This is a genomic window from Pseudomonas sp. S8 (assembly GCF_050473925.1).
Taxonomy (GTDB): Bacteria; Pseudomonadota; Gammaproteobacteria; order Pseudomonadales; family Pseudomonadaceae; genus Aquipseudomonas; species Aquipseudomonas parakoreensis.
On the sequence record NZ_JBFDVZ010000016.1, the window covers coordinates 5,058,372 to 5,073,806 of the forward strand.

Here is a 15,435-nt window from a genome sequence, read left to right on the forward strand (position 1 = left end):
ACGTTATGGCCCGTGGGGTTAACAAAGTCATATTGGTCGGCACTTGCGGCCAGGATCCCGAAGTTCGCTACCTGCCTAACGGTAACGCCGTGACCAACCTGAGTCTGGCAACCAGCGAACAGTGGACCGACAAGCAAACCGGTCAGAAGGTCGAGAAGACCGAGTGGCACCGTGTTTCGATGTTCGGCAAGGTTGCGGAAATCGCCGGCGAATACCTGCGTAAAGGTTCGCAGGTGTACATCGAAGGCAAGCTGCAGACCCGCGAGTGGGAAAAAGACGGTATCAAGCGTTACACCACTGAAATCGTGGTCGACATGCAAGGCACCATGCAACTGCTCGGCGGCCGTCCACAACAGGGCGACCAACAAGGCGGTGGCAACAACTACCAGCAGCAGGCGCCACGTCAACAGGCTCCGCGTCCGCAGCAATCGGCTCCGCAACAGCGTCCAGCCCCGGCTCCACAGCAGGCCGCACCGCAACCGGCTCCGGATTTCGACAGCTTCGATGACGACATTCCGTTCTAATTGGATGCTGCATCCGCGCTGAATAAAAAAGGCCCGTCGTTCAAAACGACGGGCCTTTTTTGTGGGAGCGGATGCGTGCCTCAGTCGAGGATCAGGTGCGGCAGAAACCGGCTCGAATCCTTGGTAATCAGACTATTGTCCTCCCGTACGCCGATCCCCGCCGCCTGATCACCAATCACCCAAGAGCCGATCAGCGTGTAGCTGTCGTCGAACTTCGGCAATGGCGCAAATTCCTGCAGGATGAATGGCGCATCGGTGTAGGGCCCGTCTTCTTTGACGATCAGACCTTCTGCCGTGTGCAGTTCGATATTGGCGCCTTCCCGGGAAAAGTACGGTTTGCGCACCCAGCCCTTGGGCACCGCACTGGCCGGATTCGGATCAAGGTGTGCCGCCAGCAGGTTCGGGTGGCCCTTGTGCAGTTCCCATAGCAGTGGGAGTGCGCCTTTGTTCGACAGGATCGCTTTCCATGCCGGTTCGAAAAACTGTGTATCGCACTCGGCAATCGCCGCGCCGAACGGCTCGTGGAAGATGAACTCCCAGGCGTGCAGTTTGAACAGGTGCGGGATCCAGCGATCCTCAAGGTCAACGAAGCGACCCTCGGCGGTCAGGCCGATGTCTTCGATGTCGATGTGCCGGGATTCGATGCCGACCTTTTCCGCGATCAGGCGCAGGTAGTCAGTCGTGCTTTTGTCCTCGACCGAGTCTTTCATCGAGGAAAAGTAGAACGGACGCTTGAGCTGCAACTCGGCAAACGCCTGATGCAGCCTGGTATCGATGCTGTTGAACTGGTCGGCGTGGCGCGGCAACACTCCGCGCTCGATGCATTGCTCCAGCCAACCCCACTGAAACGCCGCGGCCTCATAGAGGCTGGTCGGCGTGTCGTAGTTGAGCTCCAGCAGTTTGGCAGGGCCATTGCCGCTGTAGGAAAAGTCCATGCGTCCGTACAGATGCGGATGACCTTCCAGCCAGGAAGTACGAATCATGTCGTAGTACGACGCCGGGATGCTCAGGCGATCCAGCAGCTCTTCGCTGTGCACCACGCGGTCGACCAGATCCATGCACATCTCGTGCAGTTCGGTGGTCGGGTCCTCCAGATCGTTTTCGATCTGCGCGAGCGTGAACTGGTAGTAGGCGCTTTCGTCCCAGTACGGCTCGTCGTCGATGGTGTGAAACAGAAAGCCGAGGCTTTCGGCTGTCTGTTTCCAGTCTGGGCGCTCGGCGCAGTGGATCTTCTTCATGGTCAGCTGCTCGAGCGTCCGGAACTGCTGCCCCAGCCACCCCAGCCGCTGCGAGCGGAAGACTGGCTGCCGAAGCCGCCACGGGAGGTCGACGAGGCGACGTTCACCGGTTTGCTTTTGCTGCTCTCGTAGTCCGGTTGACTGCGCGGCGCCGATTCGATTTTGCGGTACTGCGTCGAGGTGTTGTAGGGCTGACGCGTGTCGCGATCGCGGTAAACGGTGCGGTTGGCGTTGTTGCTCATCGCATTGCCGATCAGCCAGCCCGTGAGCCAACCGTTGCCGCCGCCACCAGAGGCGTGGGAAGTGCTTTGCGCGTTCTGCGCAGCCGCTGTTTCACCGGCAGGCATCTGCGCGTTGGCAAGCGCATTCAGGTCCTGCGGGGGCTCGCCGTTCTGCGGTACCTTGAAACCGCCGAGTTTGGGCACGAAGCGGCCGTCGGAATTTTTCTGGCACCAGTCGGCGGCGAAGTCAGCGTCGCACGTGGCCTTGTCGGCGTAGGCCGGGGCAATGCGTCGGTGCTCGGTCAATGCCGCGACGTAGGCGTTGGAGCAGACATCGGCGGCCACTTCGGCGCCGACGCACTCCTCGACCGATTGGAAGCGTTGCTGATCCTGCGCGGCAACCTCGCCGGAAATCGCCAGCGCCACCGAAGCGGCGAGGGACAGTTGAACGTACTTGCTGCGTTTCATCGAAGGCTTCCTGCCGATCAGTTGGACGGGGTCATGCACGCGGCATTGAGCATGCCGACACTGATGGCCACTGCGGCCACGTAGATGCCCGAAGCGATTTCACCGTTGGCGATCCGCTTGGAGGTGCCTTTGAGAACCAGGCCGGTGGCGAGGAACGCGAGCAATTGCACCACCGCCGCAATCACTGCCCACAGCACGAAATCGAGGACGTTGACCGAAAACGCGATGACATTGCTGGCCGGAATCGCAAAACCGATGATCGCGCCGGACAAAGCGATCGCGGCAGCGATGTTGCCGGAGCGGATCAGCTCAAATTCTTTGTGGGGCGTGATGCGCGTGTAGACGAACTGAAACAGCATGAACAGCAGCACAGCGCCGATCAGGTAGACGACGAAACCGACCAGCGCGGTCTTGTTCAGGGAAACGGCCAGCACTTCCAGCATGGAAAACGTCCTTTTTAAATGGTGCTCAGATCAGTCGTGTACAGCGAAATGCCCAGCGAGGTGCTCAGGCTGACGGTGCCTTCTTCGTCCTGTTCGACGGAGAACAGCAGCAATTCGCGGCGATCGGTCAGGCCGGTCTCGCGCGCATAAAGCATGGAGTGGTGTTCGATGGTGTAACTCTCGTCCGGATTGACCACGTGTTCGGTCAGCGGGACCAGTTCGGTCTGGCCCAGCTCGGTGCCCCATTCGCGGCTGTACTGGACGCCGTCGTGGGTGTAGGTCGGCAGGCCGATCGGGCTTGCAGGACCGGCCAGGCGCTGGAGCTCGGCGTCACTGTTGACGGTCACGTAGTTGAGGTAGTTGAACAGGGTGACCGACTCGATCTGGTCGTCACCGGTGACGTGGATCTGCAGCCAGAAATCCTCGTTGTTGAGGTAGTAGCGATGCAGTTTGTTGGATTGGCCAAGGTCGATCCAGCCAGCGCTCCAGATTGCCTCTGCTGCCGGAACCTGCACCGAGGTGCTGCCATCAAGCAGTAAGGCCAGGGTCGAATCGAATCGCACGCCTTTGCCCTGTGCCATTCCGAGTGGGCCGCCGGCTACCGGAGCGGGCGCAGCCGGCTGCCAGTTGCTGGTGCCCAGCAAATCTTTTAACCATCCCATGGGTACATTCCTTGAGGCGGGTGGAGGTGTTCGTCGGTAAAAAAAACGTCGCTAGTGTACCGGGCCGGGCGGCGAACGAGCAGGCAAAATGCAAATATTCTGGGTGCAAAAAACCTGTAAGAGCTGCCGCAGGCTGCGATCTTTTGATCTGGATTGAAGATCAAAAGATCGCAGCCTGCGGCAGCTCCTACAGGAGAGCGATTTTACTGCGCGGACTTCTGTTTCAGACGCTCAAGAATCGCATTGGCGCTGCCTTCGTTCGGCGTGATGCCGGCGTCGCGCAGTTTGCGTTCCAGGTCGTTGCCGGTCGAAGCGTCGGCCAGTTCGTCGGCGGCGCTCAGCTCGGCAGCGCGTTGCTGCTGCTTGGCCTGCAGACGGTTCAGGGTGCCGACGGCGGTTTCCAGTTTGCCGTTGGCGCCGCCGCTGGCGATGGACGCGCTGACCTGCGCCTTCTGCACGCTTTCACGGGCCTTGGCCATGTCCACCTGCTGGCGCAGGCTCTTGATTCGCGACTCGGCCTTGGTGATGTCCTTGCGCATGTTTTCGGCGTAGGTGCCGAATTCGTCGCTCTGGGCTTTCTCGGCGGTCAGGTCGTTGGTCAGGGTCGAGATCGCTTCGGCCACTTCCATGGCCAGGTCTTCGCGGCCGGCGTTCAGCGCGGCAACCGCCTTGGCTTCCAGGTCCTTGATCTTCGCGTCGTACTCGCTCACGCGGTCGGCGGCCAGCTTGTGCTTGGCCATGATGGTGACCAGCTCGCGGCGGGCGTTGGACAGCGCGGTGTCGGCGTCGCGGATTTCCTGATCGAGGATGCGCAGGGCCTGCTGGTCGACGATCGCTTCGCCGACTTCATTGGCGCCGCCGCGCAGAGCGGTGAACAACTTGCTCCAGATGGACTGAGTCATTGGATATTCCCTGTTGATTACTTGAAGAAGTGTTCGAAGGCTTCGCTCGCGCGCTGCACGTTGTCGACCAGAGTTTTCACCTCGGTGACGACGTTGGTCAGGCTCGAGTCGGCGCTGAGAGCGCCAAACATGTTGTAAACGGTCTGACCGTTGGGCATCGACTCGATGCCGATCGACGACAGCGGGAACATTTCCCGGCTGCGCAGCACGGCGTCGTTGAAGGCGCGCACGTCAGTGATCGAATCGATGTCCACCAGCACGGTGTCGACGATGATCTGCTGACCGGCCACGGCGATGTGAATCGGCAGACCGCCGAATTCGTTCATTTCCAGCTTGATGCTGGGTTCGGAGCTCTGGATCAGAGACAGCGTGATCTCGTGCGAAGCCACCTCGTCCAGTGCCTTGAGGGCGTTGAAGAGGCTATCGATGTTCCAGTTGTTGCCTGCGCTCATGTAATTCTCCGACATGAATGAGCCAGCCAGAATCGGTTGGCGTAGCTGTTGCTCCATCTGCTTGAGCAAGCTTCGGTTTTCCGGAAGCACCCAAGTTTCGTGTTTCACATAACCGGCAGCAGCCAGGCCCGCGCGCATCTGCTTCATGTAGAAGCTCGACGGTTTTTTCGCGGACGGTTTCGAGCGCTCTCCCTTTGGGCTCTCTGACGCAACAGTGGGGGAGCGGCTTTTCATGGCAATGACTCCGTTATGAACATCTCACGCGTGAGCCACACTACAACCAATTCAAAGTGCCATCAATGGCTCACGCGTGAGATTTTCATGACAGACGAAAAAACGCCCGCAACATGGCGGGCGCAAGTTTTTACCGGGTGTGTCGTGATGGATCAGCGCCCCAGAAACTCCTCGGCCGAGACCACGCTGGCGTAAGCGAAACCCAGTGCCGACATGAATGCCGCGTGGACCTGAGCGGCAGGCACCGTGACCCCGTTGAATTCCAGGTCACGGCAGGCGCAGGCGTCGTGGATTACCGTGACGCCGTAGCCCAGGTCCGCCGCCGCACGGCTGATGCCGTCGATGCACATGTGGCTCATGCTGCCGACAATCACCAGATCCCTGATGCCTTGTTCATCGAGAATCGATTGCAGCTCGGTCTCCCGGAACGAATTGACGAAGTGCTTGAGCACCACCGGTTCGTCCGGACGATTGAGTACTTTGGGATGCAGTTTTGCGCCGTCCGAGCCCGGGGTGAAAAACGGTGCGTCGGCCGAAGTGAATTCGTGGCGAATGTGCACCACCGGATCGCCCGCTTCGCGGAACGCGGCGAGCAGCCGTGCGGCGTTGTCGGCGGCGGCTTCAGCCCCCACCAGCGGCCACTTGCCTTGGGGGAAGTAGTCGTTCTGGATATCGACTACGATGAGCGCTTGTCTGGTCATGGGTGTGTCCTCGATGCATGGGCTGGAAATGGATTCAGTATTGGCGCTGGCCGACGTTTCGAGGATTGGCCGGACCGACAATAAGCAGGGGAAAACTGACATGGGCGCAGAAAGGGCCGCCACGGTGGAACTGGGCGTACTGATGTACCCGGGCGTACAACTGGCGGCGGTGCATGGGCTGAACGATCTGTTTGCGGTCGCCAACCGGATAGCTGTCGAGCGTCAGGCGGCGCAGTTACCGGTGCTGCGCGTCAGTCACTGGAAAGCCGACGCCGGGCAGGCGCCGCAGCGGGTGTACGACAGTCATCCCGGCGCTGACAGTCATTTGCTGGCAGTGCTGATTCCACCGTCCCTCGGCAGTTTTTCTGCGGCCAGCGTTTCAGCGCAATGGTTGCAGTGGCTACGTGATCAGCATGCCCGTGGTGCAACCCTCGGCGGTGTCTGTGTGGGGTCGATGCTGCTGGCCGAAAGCGGCCTGCTCGACGGGCGTAGCGCCACCACGCACTGGACCTCGGCCAAGGCATTTGTCGAGCGTTATCCGAACATCCGGCTCAAGGCGGATACGCCGATTGTCGATGACGGCGACTTGATCACCACTGCCGGGCTGATGGCTTGGTCGGAGCTGGGTTTGCGCCTGGTCGACCGGCTGCTCGGGCCGAGCATCGCCAGCGGCACCGCGCGCTTTCTGGTGATGGAGCACAGCGACAGCGCCAGTGCCTGCGGGAGCAATTTTGCACCGATCCTCAGTCATGGCGACGCGGCGATTCTCAAGGTTCAGCATTGGCTGCAAAGCACCGGCGCCACTGATGTTTCGCTGACCTCGATGGCGGAACGGGCAGGGCTGGAGGAGCGCACGTTTCTGCGTCGTTTCCGTGCGGCGACCGGGTTGAAGCCCACCGAATATTGCCAGCATCTGCGGGTTGGCAAGGCGCGAGAACTGCTCGAATTCACCAATGGCACCATCGACCACATTGCATGGACGGTGGGCTATCAGGACCCGGGAGCGTTTCGCGCGATCTTCAAGAAAATCACCGGGCTGACGCCAAGTGATTATCGCGAGCTGTTTGGGTGTGTACGACCGAATGCGGTCTGAAAGTAAAAAACTAAGCATTCTTAATAGAGTGCTTAGTTTGGCGATTATATTTTTATCATGTCGTTGACAAGTTGGGTTTTTAGGGCGGTGGAGGCTTGGTCTAAAAAAACATTACTGTTATAAAGTGCCTTTAGTAATGCGCAGCGCCAATGGTTCACTCCATAGCGCGAAACTCTTTTTTGGTAGTTGGTGATAAGGTCTGATTTTATTTTTGAAGGTTCATCGTCTTTTGAGAACGACAATATGGAGTCTAACGTGCTGGTTATTTCATCGTTTGAGCCGTCTTTGTATCTTTCCAAAAGATTGAGTCTGTCGTAATGGCACTTTATTAAGTTAAAAGATTCTGCTGATATATCATGATCTTGTAAAAGCTTGTATCGAGCGACAGGTATTGCGTCTTCATATTTAAGGTCGCATGTTAAGAATTCTTGCTCGGGTATGTCGTCAAGGTAAAAATTTATAATTGTTCTGGCATTGTTTGCTTTCCAGTATGTACCTTTTTTGTTGTTGCACTCCAAACAGCAAGGTACTAAGTTTATTGCAAGTACGGCATACTCTGAGTAGTCTTCTTTTGGTAGGTAGTGGTCGGTCGAACTTAATGATAGTATTCCGCAATAAGGGCAGGTGTTTTGCCAATCTTGATGCTGCAGTTTTTTTATTGATGATTTTAGTTTGTCCAGCTCTTTTCCATTTCCTGTGTACGCATCCAGGAGGCTTAATTTTTTTATATCAACATATCCTGCGCTGTTGATTAGGTGCAGTTTGCCTTTGTCAAAGTTGTCTTCGTAGTATTTGTACTTTGTCCGAATCTCATCAAATAAAGAAAGTAAGGTGTTTTTTTTCTCGTTGGCTTGAGTCTTTACCGTATCTTTTTTTGAATTTGTTATGTTTTCAAAGTGAGAGAAATACGGGGCGGGAAGGTAGACAAAGTTTTTCATTCTGCATAGCATCCCTTTAAGTAGATCTCGGCATTGAGGCTGAGCCGATTGTCAAACATTTTGTGTATTTCTTCAAATGTGTGCTTTGTTGAAAGTTGTTTAAGTACTTTTCTGTAATTTTGCTCGGTATCAATTGTTTCAAAAACTGCTTTTGTTATGGTAGTCAAATTTTCGCCAAATGATTCTATGTTTAGTCCTCTCACTAGGGGGGTATTGCCAATTCGTTCGAATACTCTTACGTTAACAGAAGGTATTTCTTGGAGGATTATTGGGGAGTGGGTTGCAAGAATCGCATAGGAGTTAAAGTTTTTAAGCAAATAGTTGAGCATGATGATTAATTTTGAAATGGCATTTGGATGCAAATGCATTTCTGGTTCATCGAATAGTATCAGGGAGTCATCCCTGATGTTAGCGATGATTTCTGTAATTACATACATAAGTATGCTTTGGCCTGAGCTCAATGTTCCTTCGCTATTGTGAGCCACTTTGGAGAATTGCTTTTGAGTAAATAAATCGTCGTGAATTTTTTCTAATATGTTGGGGTCTATTATTATGCTCAGTACAGCCTTCCAATGATCGACTCTTGATTTTTGGGTGATACGATCGCAAGCCTGTTTGTAAATGGTTTCAAGTTTTTTTGGTGTCATGAAGCCGCTGTCGTCTTTCAGACCGCAGTATTTGTAGCTGAAGCTTCTTTTGGTACGGGGGCGCTTGAACTTATCAAAGGCGCTGTAGGATACCGCTATAATTTTATTAAACAGTGGCCGAGTTGGATAGAATTCTCCTTGTGCTTCTTCGCCGCTCAGTGCCAGGGATAGTTTAGAGAGATATTGAGTCTTTCCTGATCCGTTCCCACCCACAATTGCAATTATTCTATTTGGGAGTTCAGTGTTTTTTATAAACGTAAATTTTGCATCGTGATCAGCTTCGGCAGAACCAACTCGACAGGAAAAGCTAAAATCAAACTCCTCGTCAAAAGAGGTTCCTTTTAATGCATTTATGCCTCTTTTTAAAGATTTTTCTGCTTCGCTGAATCTTATTAAAGAACTGGTATAAGCGCTCAGATGGTCGAATTCTTCAGCGAGCGCGGGGTTCATGGCCAAGTCATTTAGTGCGTCTAATATAACTTCGCTGTTTGAGTCCAATGCTTTTGCTGTCTTATCATAATAGTCTAGATCTTGACCAAGTGAGCAGTAGTCATCGCTCAAACTTTCGAAGGTGTCGGGTAGTAATGTATATCCATTGGAGTCGTAGTGAGCGTCGTCTTTAGATATTATCTTTAGTTTTCCAAGAGATGAGCGCTGGGATGGAGTTTCATAAAGCCATAAAGTAAAGAGGGTTTTTTTACCGTAATCATCCCAAGTGTCACGCGCCAAAGACATGAAGGGGAATTCTTTTGCCTCTAGTAAGACTGCTTGAGAGGGTGCTACGTAAAATTTCATATTGTTCACTCCTTTGATGGCTAATTGTTTATTCCAGTTAAATCTCAAAACTCGTTGTCGTGCAAAATGAGCTACAAGCTTCTCAAAAGTATGCAAAAAAATACAGGCCAATTGCTACTACCAAATTCTAACTTATTGTTTTTTTTAATATTTATTTGATCGGTGGGTTGGCTCAAGGCATGCATGCATTTGAGCGTATCCGCTCCTAACTAGAAAAAGGGGGACGCATGACCCCGACGCCAGGCAGAAAAATCGTCGTCGCGCACTCGGTGCGCGCTGGCGCGCCACACCATGAAGTGCAGACCAACAAGGCGCTGGCCCGTTGGCTGGCGCAGATTCTCGGGCTCAGATTTGCTGGCAGCTACGTCCCGGAACAACACCGCGGTCGTGATCTGTACTGGCTGCCGACGCAAACCATTGTCGGCGCCGGACAGGCACAGGCCTTGGGCATCAAAAGCGCGGATGATTTATGGGGCGGATTCGTCGAACACGATTTCATCTGCACCAAAGCCATCAGTCACGGCCTGCGCAGCCATCTGGCCCACGCGCCGCAAGGCTGGGCGCCGCTGTTCTGCGAGCGTGTGCGCGACGTGGTGCTCGATGGCTTGACCGTGTTTGCCCTGGAAGACGCGCGGCCCGCCGCCGAGCACTTGCTGTACAGCGGCCCCATTCGCCTCAAGCCGATTCACGCTTGTGCCGGTCGCGGTCAGGAAGTTATCAACAGCCTCGACGCGTTCGACGAGGTCCTCGCTCGAGTGGATGCAGCAGCGTTGTTCCGCGATGGCGTGGTGCTGGAGCAGGACTTGAGCAAGGTCGTCACCCACAGCGTCGGTCAGTCATTCATCGGCGGCAAGGTGCTGAGCTACTGCGGTGATCAATACTTGACTCAGGACGCCCATGGCGAGGACGTCTACGGCGGTTCGAATCTGCTGGTGGTGCAGGGCGGTTACGATCAGTTGCTGGCGCTGGATTTAGCGGATGACGTGCGGCTGGCCATCGAGCAAGCGCGGATGTTTGACCGGGCGGCAGACGAAGCCTACCCGGGTTTCTATGCCTCGCGGCGCAACTACGACATCGCTCAAGGCCTGGACAGCAATGGCAAACCGCGCAGCGGTGTGCTCGAACAATCCTGGCGCATGGGCGGTGCCAGCAGCGCTGAACTGGCCGCGCTGCAGAGCTTCGTCAACGCTCCGCAGATGCGGGCGATCCGTGTCTCGACCGTAGAAACCTACGGTGATCAAAGCCTGCCGGCGGACGCCATCGAAATCTATCGCGGCCCGGCCGAGAACAGCGACTTTCTCCTCAAATACGTAACGGTCAAATCCTATGACGGCTAGAAGCGAAAGCATTCAGATCGACATTGATGACGAACAGATGAGCGGGACGTTTCTCAGTCCCAAATCGAAAGTCCCCGGCGTGTTGTTTGTGCACGGCTGGGGTGGCAGCCAGGAGCGTGATCTGGAACGCGCCAAGGGCATCGCCGGGCTGGGTTGTGTGTGCCTGACCTTCGACCTGCGCGGACACACCGGTGGCACCGGCATTCCGCTGACCCGGGTCACGCGCGAAGACAACCTGCGTGACTTGCTCGCGGCCTACGATCGCCTGTTGGCGCATCCGGCGCTCGACACCTCGGCGATTGCGGTAGTCGGCACCAGTTATGGCGGCTATCTCGCGTCGATTCTCACCTCGCTGCGCCCGGTGCGCTGGCTGGCGTTGCGGGTGCCGGCGCTGTATCGCGACGAACAATGGCATACGCCCAAGCGTGATCTGGACAAGGCTGATCTGCGCGACTATCGGGCGACGCTGGTGCGTGCCGACAGTAACCGCGCCTTGCACGCCTGTTCGCAGTTCACCGGGGATGTGTTGTTGGTGGAATCGGAAACCGATGACTACGTGCCCCACGCCACGATCATGAGTTATCGCGCCGCGTGTCAGCAGACGCATTCGCTGACGCACCGGATAATCGACGGTGCTGACCATGCGCTGAGCGACCCGGTTTCGCAGCAGGCCTACACCTCGATTCTGGTGGACTGGATTACCGAGATGGTGGTTGGGGAGCGGTTGAGCATCATTCAGTCCACTTGAGCACATCCCCCTGTGGCGAAGGATGACTAGGGCGTCTTCTCGATCCGCAACGCCTTCGCCTTGGCCTCGACCAGCAGGTACATCACCACGGTGATCAACAACGGCAAAAGAAAATAAATCGCCCGATACGCCAGCAATCCCGCCACCAGGCTGCCCCGCGAAGCTTCGTGCTGCAGCAGCGCGACGAACACCGCTTCCAACACTCCAAGCCCCGCCGGAATGTGCGTGATGACCCCGGCAATCGCACTGATCAACAGCACGCCAAGCACCAATGGATAATCCAGCTTGCCCGGCAGCAAGGTGAAAATCACCGCCGCCATCAGCGACCAGTTCAGCGCACCCAGCAGCAGTTGCAGAACGGCCATGCGCAGGGACGGCAGGTTGATTTCCACCCCGCGAATCGACCACTCGCGGCGCTTGGAGAACTGGCACGCGGCGAGGTAACCGGCACTCAGCAGCAGCAACAGCACGCCAATGCCCTGCAGCGCATCGCTGCTGATTTTCCAGCCCGGCGGCATGCTCACCAGGCCACTGCTGAACACCGCGCCGGCAATCGTCATGTAGCCGAACCAGTTGGTGGCCAGGCTCAAACCGAGAATCTTGGCGATGTTGCCTTTGCTCACCCCCAGGCGCGAATACAGCCGATAGCGCATGGCGATCCCGCCGACCCAGGCGCTGAGATTGAGGTTGAACGCATAGCTGATGATCCCCACCGGGAGGATCTGTTTCCAGGTCAGGTCCTGGCGGATGTAGGTGCGCCCTATCAGGTCGAAGCTGGCGTAGGTGAGAAAGCTCAACAGGGTCACGGCGGCGGCGATGAGCAGTGTGCGCACCTTGAAGTCGGCCAGGGTCTGCAGCACTTCCGCCCATTCGATGCGCGTGGCAAACATCGTCAGCAACACGATCAACGCGAGGAAGAACAGCAGCGTCAGTGGGCGTTTCCAGCGACTCCATCGAGAATGCACGGCGGGCGCTGCTTGCGCTGAGGAATGGCTCATGACATGCGCCCCCGAAACGGCTTGAGCCGTGGTTTGTGCGCCGGCAGCCAACCGGCCATTGCCGGGAAATGCCGCAGGAAGTGGAACACCAGAAACCCCACGGTCATGTGCCAGATCCGTCCGCGTGGCACCTTGCTCGGGTCCATCGCCTTGCAGTGGTTGTGGCTCAGGTCTTCGAGGCGCTGGAACAAGTGCTGATTGAACGTGCGATCGCGGATCAGCACGTTGGCTTCCAGGTTCAGTGACAGGCTCAGCGGGTCGAGATTGCTCGAACCGACCGTGCTCCATTCCTCATCCACCAAGGCGACTTTGCCGTGCAGCGGGCGCTGGCAATATTCGTGGATCTGCACCCCGGCCTTGAGCAGATAGTCGTAGGTCATGCGCGCCGCCAGTTTGGCCACCAGCATGTCCGGTTGACCTTGCAGGATCAGGCGCACCTCGACGCCACGGCGCGCCGCGTTGCGGAGCTCGCGCAGCAGGCGGTAGCCGGGGAAGAAGTAGGCGTTGGCGATCACCACCCGGCGTTTGGCCCGGCGCAATGCGTGCAAGTACACGTCTTCGATGTCGGTGTGGTGCTGATCGTTATCACGAAACACCAGGCGCACCTGACCGTCGTGATCGTTGAAAGCCATGTCTGCCCGACGCTGGCGCCGACGTTGCCACCAGAAGCGTGCGCGGCCCGGCCGACCACTTTGCAGCAGGGCGAAATGATGGATGTCAGCGACCGCCGGCCCTTGAACCTGCACCGCGTAATCCTGTTTCGCTTCGGGGCCGAAGTCGGCCAGGTGATCGCCGGAAAAGTTGATCCCGCCAATGAACGCGATCAGTCCGTCGACCACCACGATCTTGCGGTGCAGACGGCGGAACCAGTTGGTGCGAAAACCCAGGTGCTTGGGCGCCGGATCAAACATCTGCAAGTGCACGCCGGCGTCGCTCAATGCCGCGAGATAACCGGTGGTCAACTCACCACAGCCGAAACCGTCGAGGCTGACGGTGGTGCGCACGCCGCGCCGGGCGGCGTCGATCAGGATCTGCTGCAACTCTGCGCCGACCTTGTCTTCGAAAACGATGAAGGTCTCCAGCAGAATCTCACTCTTCGCCGCACGCATGGCGTCGAACACCCGGGGGAAATATTCCTCGCCGTTTTCCAGCAATTCGACGCGGTTGTTGCCCTGCCAGCTGTACTCGACATCGACATGCCCGGGCTCGCGTACCGGCGGGTTGATGCTGATCGGTTCCACGGCGGATTTCTCCAGCGGTGCGCTGCTCATAGTTCGATCTCCACCGATAACGGGGCGTGGTCGGAAAGGTGTGACCAGGGCCGTGTTGTCAACACGTTTGGCTGGCTGGCCTTGAGGTTACGTACGTAGATGCGGTCCAGGCGCAGGATCGGCAGACGTGCCGGAAAACTGCGCGCCGGTTTGCCGTGATGTTCGGCGAACACTTCGCGCAAGCCGCAGGGTTCGAGCAGCGCATCGGCGCGCTGGCGCCAGTCATTGAAGTCACCGGCGACAATCACTGGCGCATCAGCCGGCAGTTGCGCGATGCGCTCGCCGAGCAGCTTCAGTTGCGCATTGCGATGGCTTTCGCGCAGGCCCAGATGCACGCAGATCGCATGCACCTCGACGCCATCGCCCGGCAGGCGCAGCACGCAATGCAACACGCCACGGTTCTCATGGCCGCTGATCGACACGTCGAGGTTGTCGTGGCGGATGATCTGGAATTTCGACAGCAGCGCATTGCCGTGATCGCCCTCTGGGTACACCGCGTTGCGTCCATAGGCGAATTGCGGCCACAGGCTGTCGGCGAGGAACTCGTACTGCGGCATCGTCGGCCAGTTGCTGTAGCGCTTGGGATGATGCTCATGGGTGCCGTGGACTTCCTGCAGAAACACCACGTCGGCGGCCACGCTGCGCACGGCTTCGCGCAACTCCGGGAGGATGAAGCGTCGATTGAGCGCGGTGAAACCCTTGTGGGTGTTGACCGTCAGCACGGTGAAACGGCGCACCGAGGCTTCGACACGGGTCTGCTCGTCGGTGAACCCGACCGGCTCTGGAATACTCATGTCAGCACCCCTTCGGCAGCGGGTTCGCCGGGGGCGGTGGCGAGTGTTTTATCCAGCTCAAAACAGTGGAGCAACCGGCGCGCGTCGTAGGGCGCGCGGACTTTGATGTCGTTGTCGAAATAGCAGAACACTTCGCGGGACTTGCGCGCCCGAGGCTTGAGGCGCGGCGCGATCAGGTGCGCATCGCCGGGCTGTTGACCGTGGTGCCAGGCGTCGATGCGTTTGGCCCAGTTCTGCAGCGCCGATTCGCTGTAGCCGCTGGCGTAGAGTTCTTCGGCACCGTGCAGGCGCAGGTAGATGAAGTCGCTGGTGAGGTCTTCGCGGTACGGCCATTTGCCGGCGGTGTCGGCGATCACCAGGGCGGTGTTGTAGCGTTTCAACAAGCGCACGAAGTCGGGATCGATGAAGCTGTCGTTGCGAATTTCGACGGCATGGCGCAGCGGTTTTTTGCGCCAGGCTTTCAGGCTGGCGTGGCCGTGCAGGTGCGCGTCGTGCTGACGGGCGAGGGCGGCGGCCGCCTCGGTATCGTGGGGCAACAATGAGAGGAAGTGTTCGAAGCGCTCGGGGTCGAATTTGAAGTTCGGCGGAAACTGCCAGAGGATCGGCCCGAGCTTTTCCTTGAGCTCCAGCACCCCGGAAGCGAAGAAATTCGCCAACGGTTTTTCGATCTCGCGCAAGCGGCGCACGTGAGTGATGAAACGCGGCGCCTTGACGCTGAAGACGAAGTCGTCCGGCGTTTCGCTGTACCACTGCGCATAACGTTCGGGCCGTTGCAGGGCGTAGAACGATCCATTGATTTCGATGCTGTTGACCGCCCGTGATGCGAATTGCAGTTCGCGCTTCTGGGTCAGTCCCTTCGGGTAGAAATCCCCGCGCCACGGAGCGTAGCGCCAGCCGGAAATACCGATGTGAATCGTTGCCATGCCGCCCCTCCCGTCGTCAGTCCTCATACAGCCTGTGTCTGTTGAT

General features: G+C 57.4%; 17 protein-coding genes. 4 read left to right on the plus strand and 13 right to left on the minus strand.

The window, feature by feature from the left end:
* Window positions 1–5: 5 nt before the first annotated feature.
* Window positions 6–524 carry a single-stranded DNA-binding protein gene (locus AB1J88_RS23970; RefSeq protein WP_007966163.1) on the plus strand — a complete coding sequence of 173 codons (519 nt, stop codon included), beginning with the start codon at window positions 6–8 and terminating at the stop codon, window positions 522–524.
* Between the two features lie 80 nt (window positions 525–604).
* Here the strand turns inward: AB1J88_RS23970 and AB1J88_RS23975 are convergent, their stop codons facing one another.
* From AB1J88_RS23975 to AB1J88_RS24005, 7 genes are all read right to left on the minus strand, one after another.
* On the minus strand, window positions 605–1,762 hold the full coding sequence (locus tag AB1J88_RS23975) for a glutathionylspermidine synthase family protein (protein WP_430292102.1): 1,158 nt from the start codon (window positions 1,760–1,762) through the stop codon (window positions 605–607).
* Between the two features lie 2 nt (window positions 1,763–1,764).
* Complete coding sequence (locus AB1J88_RS23980) at window positions 1,765–2,451, minus strand: DUF1190 domain-containing protein (protein WP_430292103.1); 687 nt, start codon at window positions 2,449–2,451, stop codon at window positions 1,765–1,767.
* Between the two features lie 17 nt (window positions 2,452–2,468).
* A complete protein-coding gene (locus tag AB1J88_RS23985) occupies window positions 2,469–2,894 on the minus strand; it encodes a DUF350 domain-containing protein (RefSeq protein ID WP_041074455.1) in 426 nt (141 codons plus the stop codon).
* Between the two features lie 14 nt (window positions 2,895–2,908).
* On the minus strand, window positions 2,909–3,556 hold the full coding sequence (locus AB1J88_RS23990; RefSeq protein WP_041074457.1) for a DUF2491 family protein: 648 nt from the start codon (window positions 3,554–3,556) through the stop codon (window positions 2,909–2,911).
* A 203-nt stretch (window positions 3,557–3,759) separates the two neighbouring features.
* Window positions 3,760–4,458 carry a PspA/IM30 family protein gene (locus AB1J88_RS23995; RefSeq protein ID WP_041074459.1) on the minus strand — a complete coding sequence of 233 codons (699 nt, stop codon included), beginning with the start codon at window positions 4,456–4,458 and terminating at the stop codon, window positions 3,760–3,762.
* 17 nt (window positions 4,459–4,475) lie between these two features.
* Window positions 4,476–5,144 carry a YjfI family protein gene (locus AB1J88_RS24000; protein ID WP_041074461.1) on the minus strand — a complete coding sequence of 223 codons (669 nt, stop codon included), beginning with the start codon at window positions 5,142–5,144 and terminating at the stop codon, window positions 4,476–4,478.
* Between the two features lie 152 nt (window positions 5,145–5,296).
* Entirely contained in the window at window positions 5,297–5,845 is a 549-nt protein-coding gene (locus tag AB1J88_RS24005) for a cysteine hydrolase family protein (protein ID WP_108183955.1), read from the minus strand.
* 100 nt (window positions 5,846–5,945) lie between these two features.
* Here AB1J88_RS24005 and AB1J88_RS24010 point away from each other — a divergent pair, with 100 nt between their 5' ends.
* Window positions 5,946–6,938, plus strand: a complete 993-nt coding sequence (locus tag AB1J88_RS24010; RefSeq protein ID WP_430292104.1) for a GlxA family transcriptional regulator — start codon at window positions 5,946–5,948, stop codon at window positions 6,936–6,938.
* A 44-nt stretch (window positions 6,939–6,982) separates the two neighbouring features.
* Here AB1J88_RS24010 and AB1J88_RS24015 read toward each other — a convergent pair whose 3' ends face one another.
* Both AB1J88_RS24015 and AB1J88_RS24020 read right to left on the minus strand, forming a co-directional pair.
* Entirely contained in the window at window positions 6,983–7,876 is an 894-nt protein-coding gene (locus AB1J88_RS24015; RefSeq protein ID WP_430292105.1) for an HNH endonuclease, read from the minus strand.
* Entirely contained in the window at window positions 7,873–9,318 is a 1,446-nt protein-coding gene (locus tag AB1J88_RS24020) for an ATP-dependent nuclease (RefSeq protein WP_430292106.1), read from the minus strand. The genes AB1J88_RS24015 and AB1J88_RS24020 overlap by 4 nt, the downstream gene beginning before the upstream one ends.
* Before the next feature lie 227 nt (window positions 9,319–9,545).
* On the opposite strand from AB1J88_RS24020, the gene AB1J88_RS24025 reads away from it, so the two are divergent.
* A complete protein-coding gene (locus AB1J88_RS24025) occupies window positions 9,546–10,655 on the plus strand; it encodes a DUF3182 family protein (protein WP_430292107.1) in 1,110 nt (369 codons plus the stop codon).
* Window positions 10,645–11,403 carry an alpha/beta hydrolase family protein gene (locus tag AB1J88_RS24030; RefSeq protein WP_047296890.1) on the plus strand — a complete coding sequence of 253 codons (759 nt, stop codon included), beginning with the start codon at window positions 10,645–10,647 and terminating at the stop codon, window positions 11,401–11,403. The genes AB1J88_RS24025 and AB1J88_RS24030 overlap by 11 nt, the downstream gene beginning before the upstream one ends.
* 26 nt (window positions 11,404–11,429) lie before the next feature.
* Here the strand turns inward: AB1J88_RS24030 and AB1J88_RS24035 are convergent, their stop codons facing one another.
* The 4 genes from AB1J88_RS24035 to AB1J88_RS24050 are packed head-to-tail and all read right to left on the minus strand — an operon-like array spanning window position 11,430 to window position 15,389.
* On the minus strand, window positions 11,430–12,401 hold the full coding sequence (locus tag AB1J88_RS24035; protein WP_430292108.1) for a lysylphosphatidylglycerol synthase domain-containing protein: 972 nt from the start codon (window positions 12,399–12,401) through the stop codon (window positions 11,430–11,432).
* Window positions 12,398–13,672: a cardiolipin synthase ClsB gene (gene clsB / locus AB1J88_RS24040; RefSeq protein ID WP_198760325.1), complete on the minus strand. Its 1,275-nt coding sequence runs from the start codon at window positions 13,670–13,672 to the stop codon at window positions 12,398–12,400. The genes AB1J88_RS24035 and clsB overlap by 4 nt, the downstream gene beginning before the upstream one ends.
* On the minus strand, window positions 13,669–14,466 hold the full coding sequence (locus AB1J88_RS24045) for an endonuclease/exonuclease/phosphatase family protein (protein WP_041074473.1): 798 nt from the start codon (window positions 14,464–14,466) through the stop codon (window positions 13,669–13,671). The genes clsB and AB1J88_RS24045 overlap by 4 nt, the downstream gene beginning before the upstream one ends.
* Window positions 14,463–15,389: a DUF72 domain-containing protein gene (locus tag AB1J88_RS24050; protein ID WP_108183950.1), complete on the minus strand. Its 927-nt coding sequence runs from the start codon at window positions 15,387–15,389 to the stop codon at window positions 14,463–14,465. The genes AB1J88_RS24045 and AB1J88_RS24050 overlap by 4 nt, the downstream gene beginning before the upstream one ends.
* Between the last annotated feature and the right edge of the window lie 46 nt (window positions 15,390–15,435).

Bases quoted from the DNA above. Each gene is read 5' to 3' on its own strand.
- AB1J88_RS24030 (WP_047296890.1), top strand. From the start codon at position 10,645: ATGACGGCTAGAAGCGAAAGCATTCAGATCGACATTGATGACGAACAG.
- clsB (WP_198760325.1), bottom strand. From the start codon at position 13,672: ATGAGCAGCGCACCGCTGGAGAAATCCGCCGTGGAACCGATCAGCATC.
- AB1J88_RS23975 (WP_430292102.1), bottom strand. From the start codon at position 1,762: ATGAAGAAGATCCACTGCGCCGAGCGCCCAGACTGGAAACAGACAGCC.
- AB1J88_RS24050 (WP_108183950.1), bottom strand. From the start codon at position 15,389: ATGGCAACGATTCACATCGGTATTTCCGGCTGGCGCTACGCTCCGTGG.
- AB1J88_RS23970 (WP_007966163.1), top strand. From the start codon at position 6: ATGGCCCGTGGGGTTAACAAAGTCATATTGGTCGGCACTTGCGGCCAG.
- AB1J88_RS24015 (WP_430292105.1), bottom strand. From the start codon at position 7,876: ATGAAAAACTTTGTCTACCTTCCCGCCCCGTATTTCTCTCACTTTGAA.
- AB1J88_RS24005 (WP_108183955.1), bottom strand. From the start codon at position 5,845: ATGACCAGACAAGCGCTCATCGTAGTCGATATCCAGAACGACTACTTC.
- AB1J88_RS24000 (WP_041074461.1), bottom strand. From the start codon at position 5,144: ATGAAAAGCCGCTCCCCCACTGTTGCGTCAGAGAGCCCAAAGGGAGAG.
- AB1J88_RS24010 (WP_430292104.1), top strand. From the start codon at position 5,946: ATGGGCGCAGAAAGGGCCGCCACGGTGGAACTGGGCGTACTGATGTAC.
- AB1J88_RS23985 (WP_041074455.1), bottom strand. From the start codon at position 2,894: ATGCTGGAAGTGCTGGCCGTTTCCCTGAACAAGACCGCGCTGGTCGGT.
- AB1J88_RS23980 (WP_430292103.1), bottom strand. From the start codon at position 2,451: ATGAAACGCAGCAAGTACGTTCAACTGTCCCTCGCCGCTTCGGTGGCG.
- AB1J88_RS24025 (WP_430292107.1), top strand. From the start codon at position 9,546: ATGACCCCGACGCCAGGCAGAAAAATCGTCGTCGCGCACTCGGTGCGC.
- AB1J88_RS24035 (WP_430292108.1), bottom strand. From the start codon at position 12,401: ATGAGCCATTCCTCAGCGCAAGCAGCGCCCGCCGTGCATTCTCGATGG.
- AB1J88_RS23995 (WP_041074459.1), bottom strand. From the start codon at position 4,458: ATGACTCAGTCCATCTGGAGCAAGTTGTTCACCGCTCTGCGCGGCGGC.
- AB1J88_RS23990 (WP_041074457.1), bottom strand. From the start codon at position 3,556: ATGGGATGGTTAAAAGATTTGCTGGGCACCAGCAACTGGCAGCCGGCT.
- AB1J88_RS24045 (WP_041074473.1), bottom strand. From the start codon at position 14,466: ATGAGTATTCCAGAGCCGGTCGGGTTCACCGACGAGCAGACCCGTGTC.
- AB1J88_RS24020 (WP_430292106.1), bottom strand. From the start codon at position 9,318: ATGAAATTTTACGTAGCACCCTCTCAAGCAGTCTTACTAGAGGCAAAA.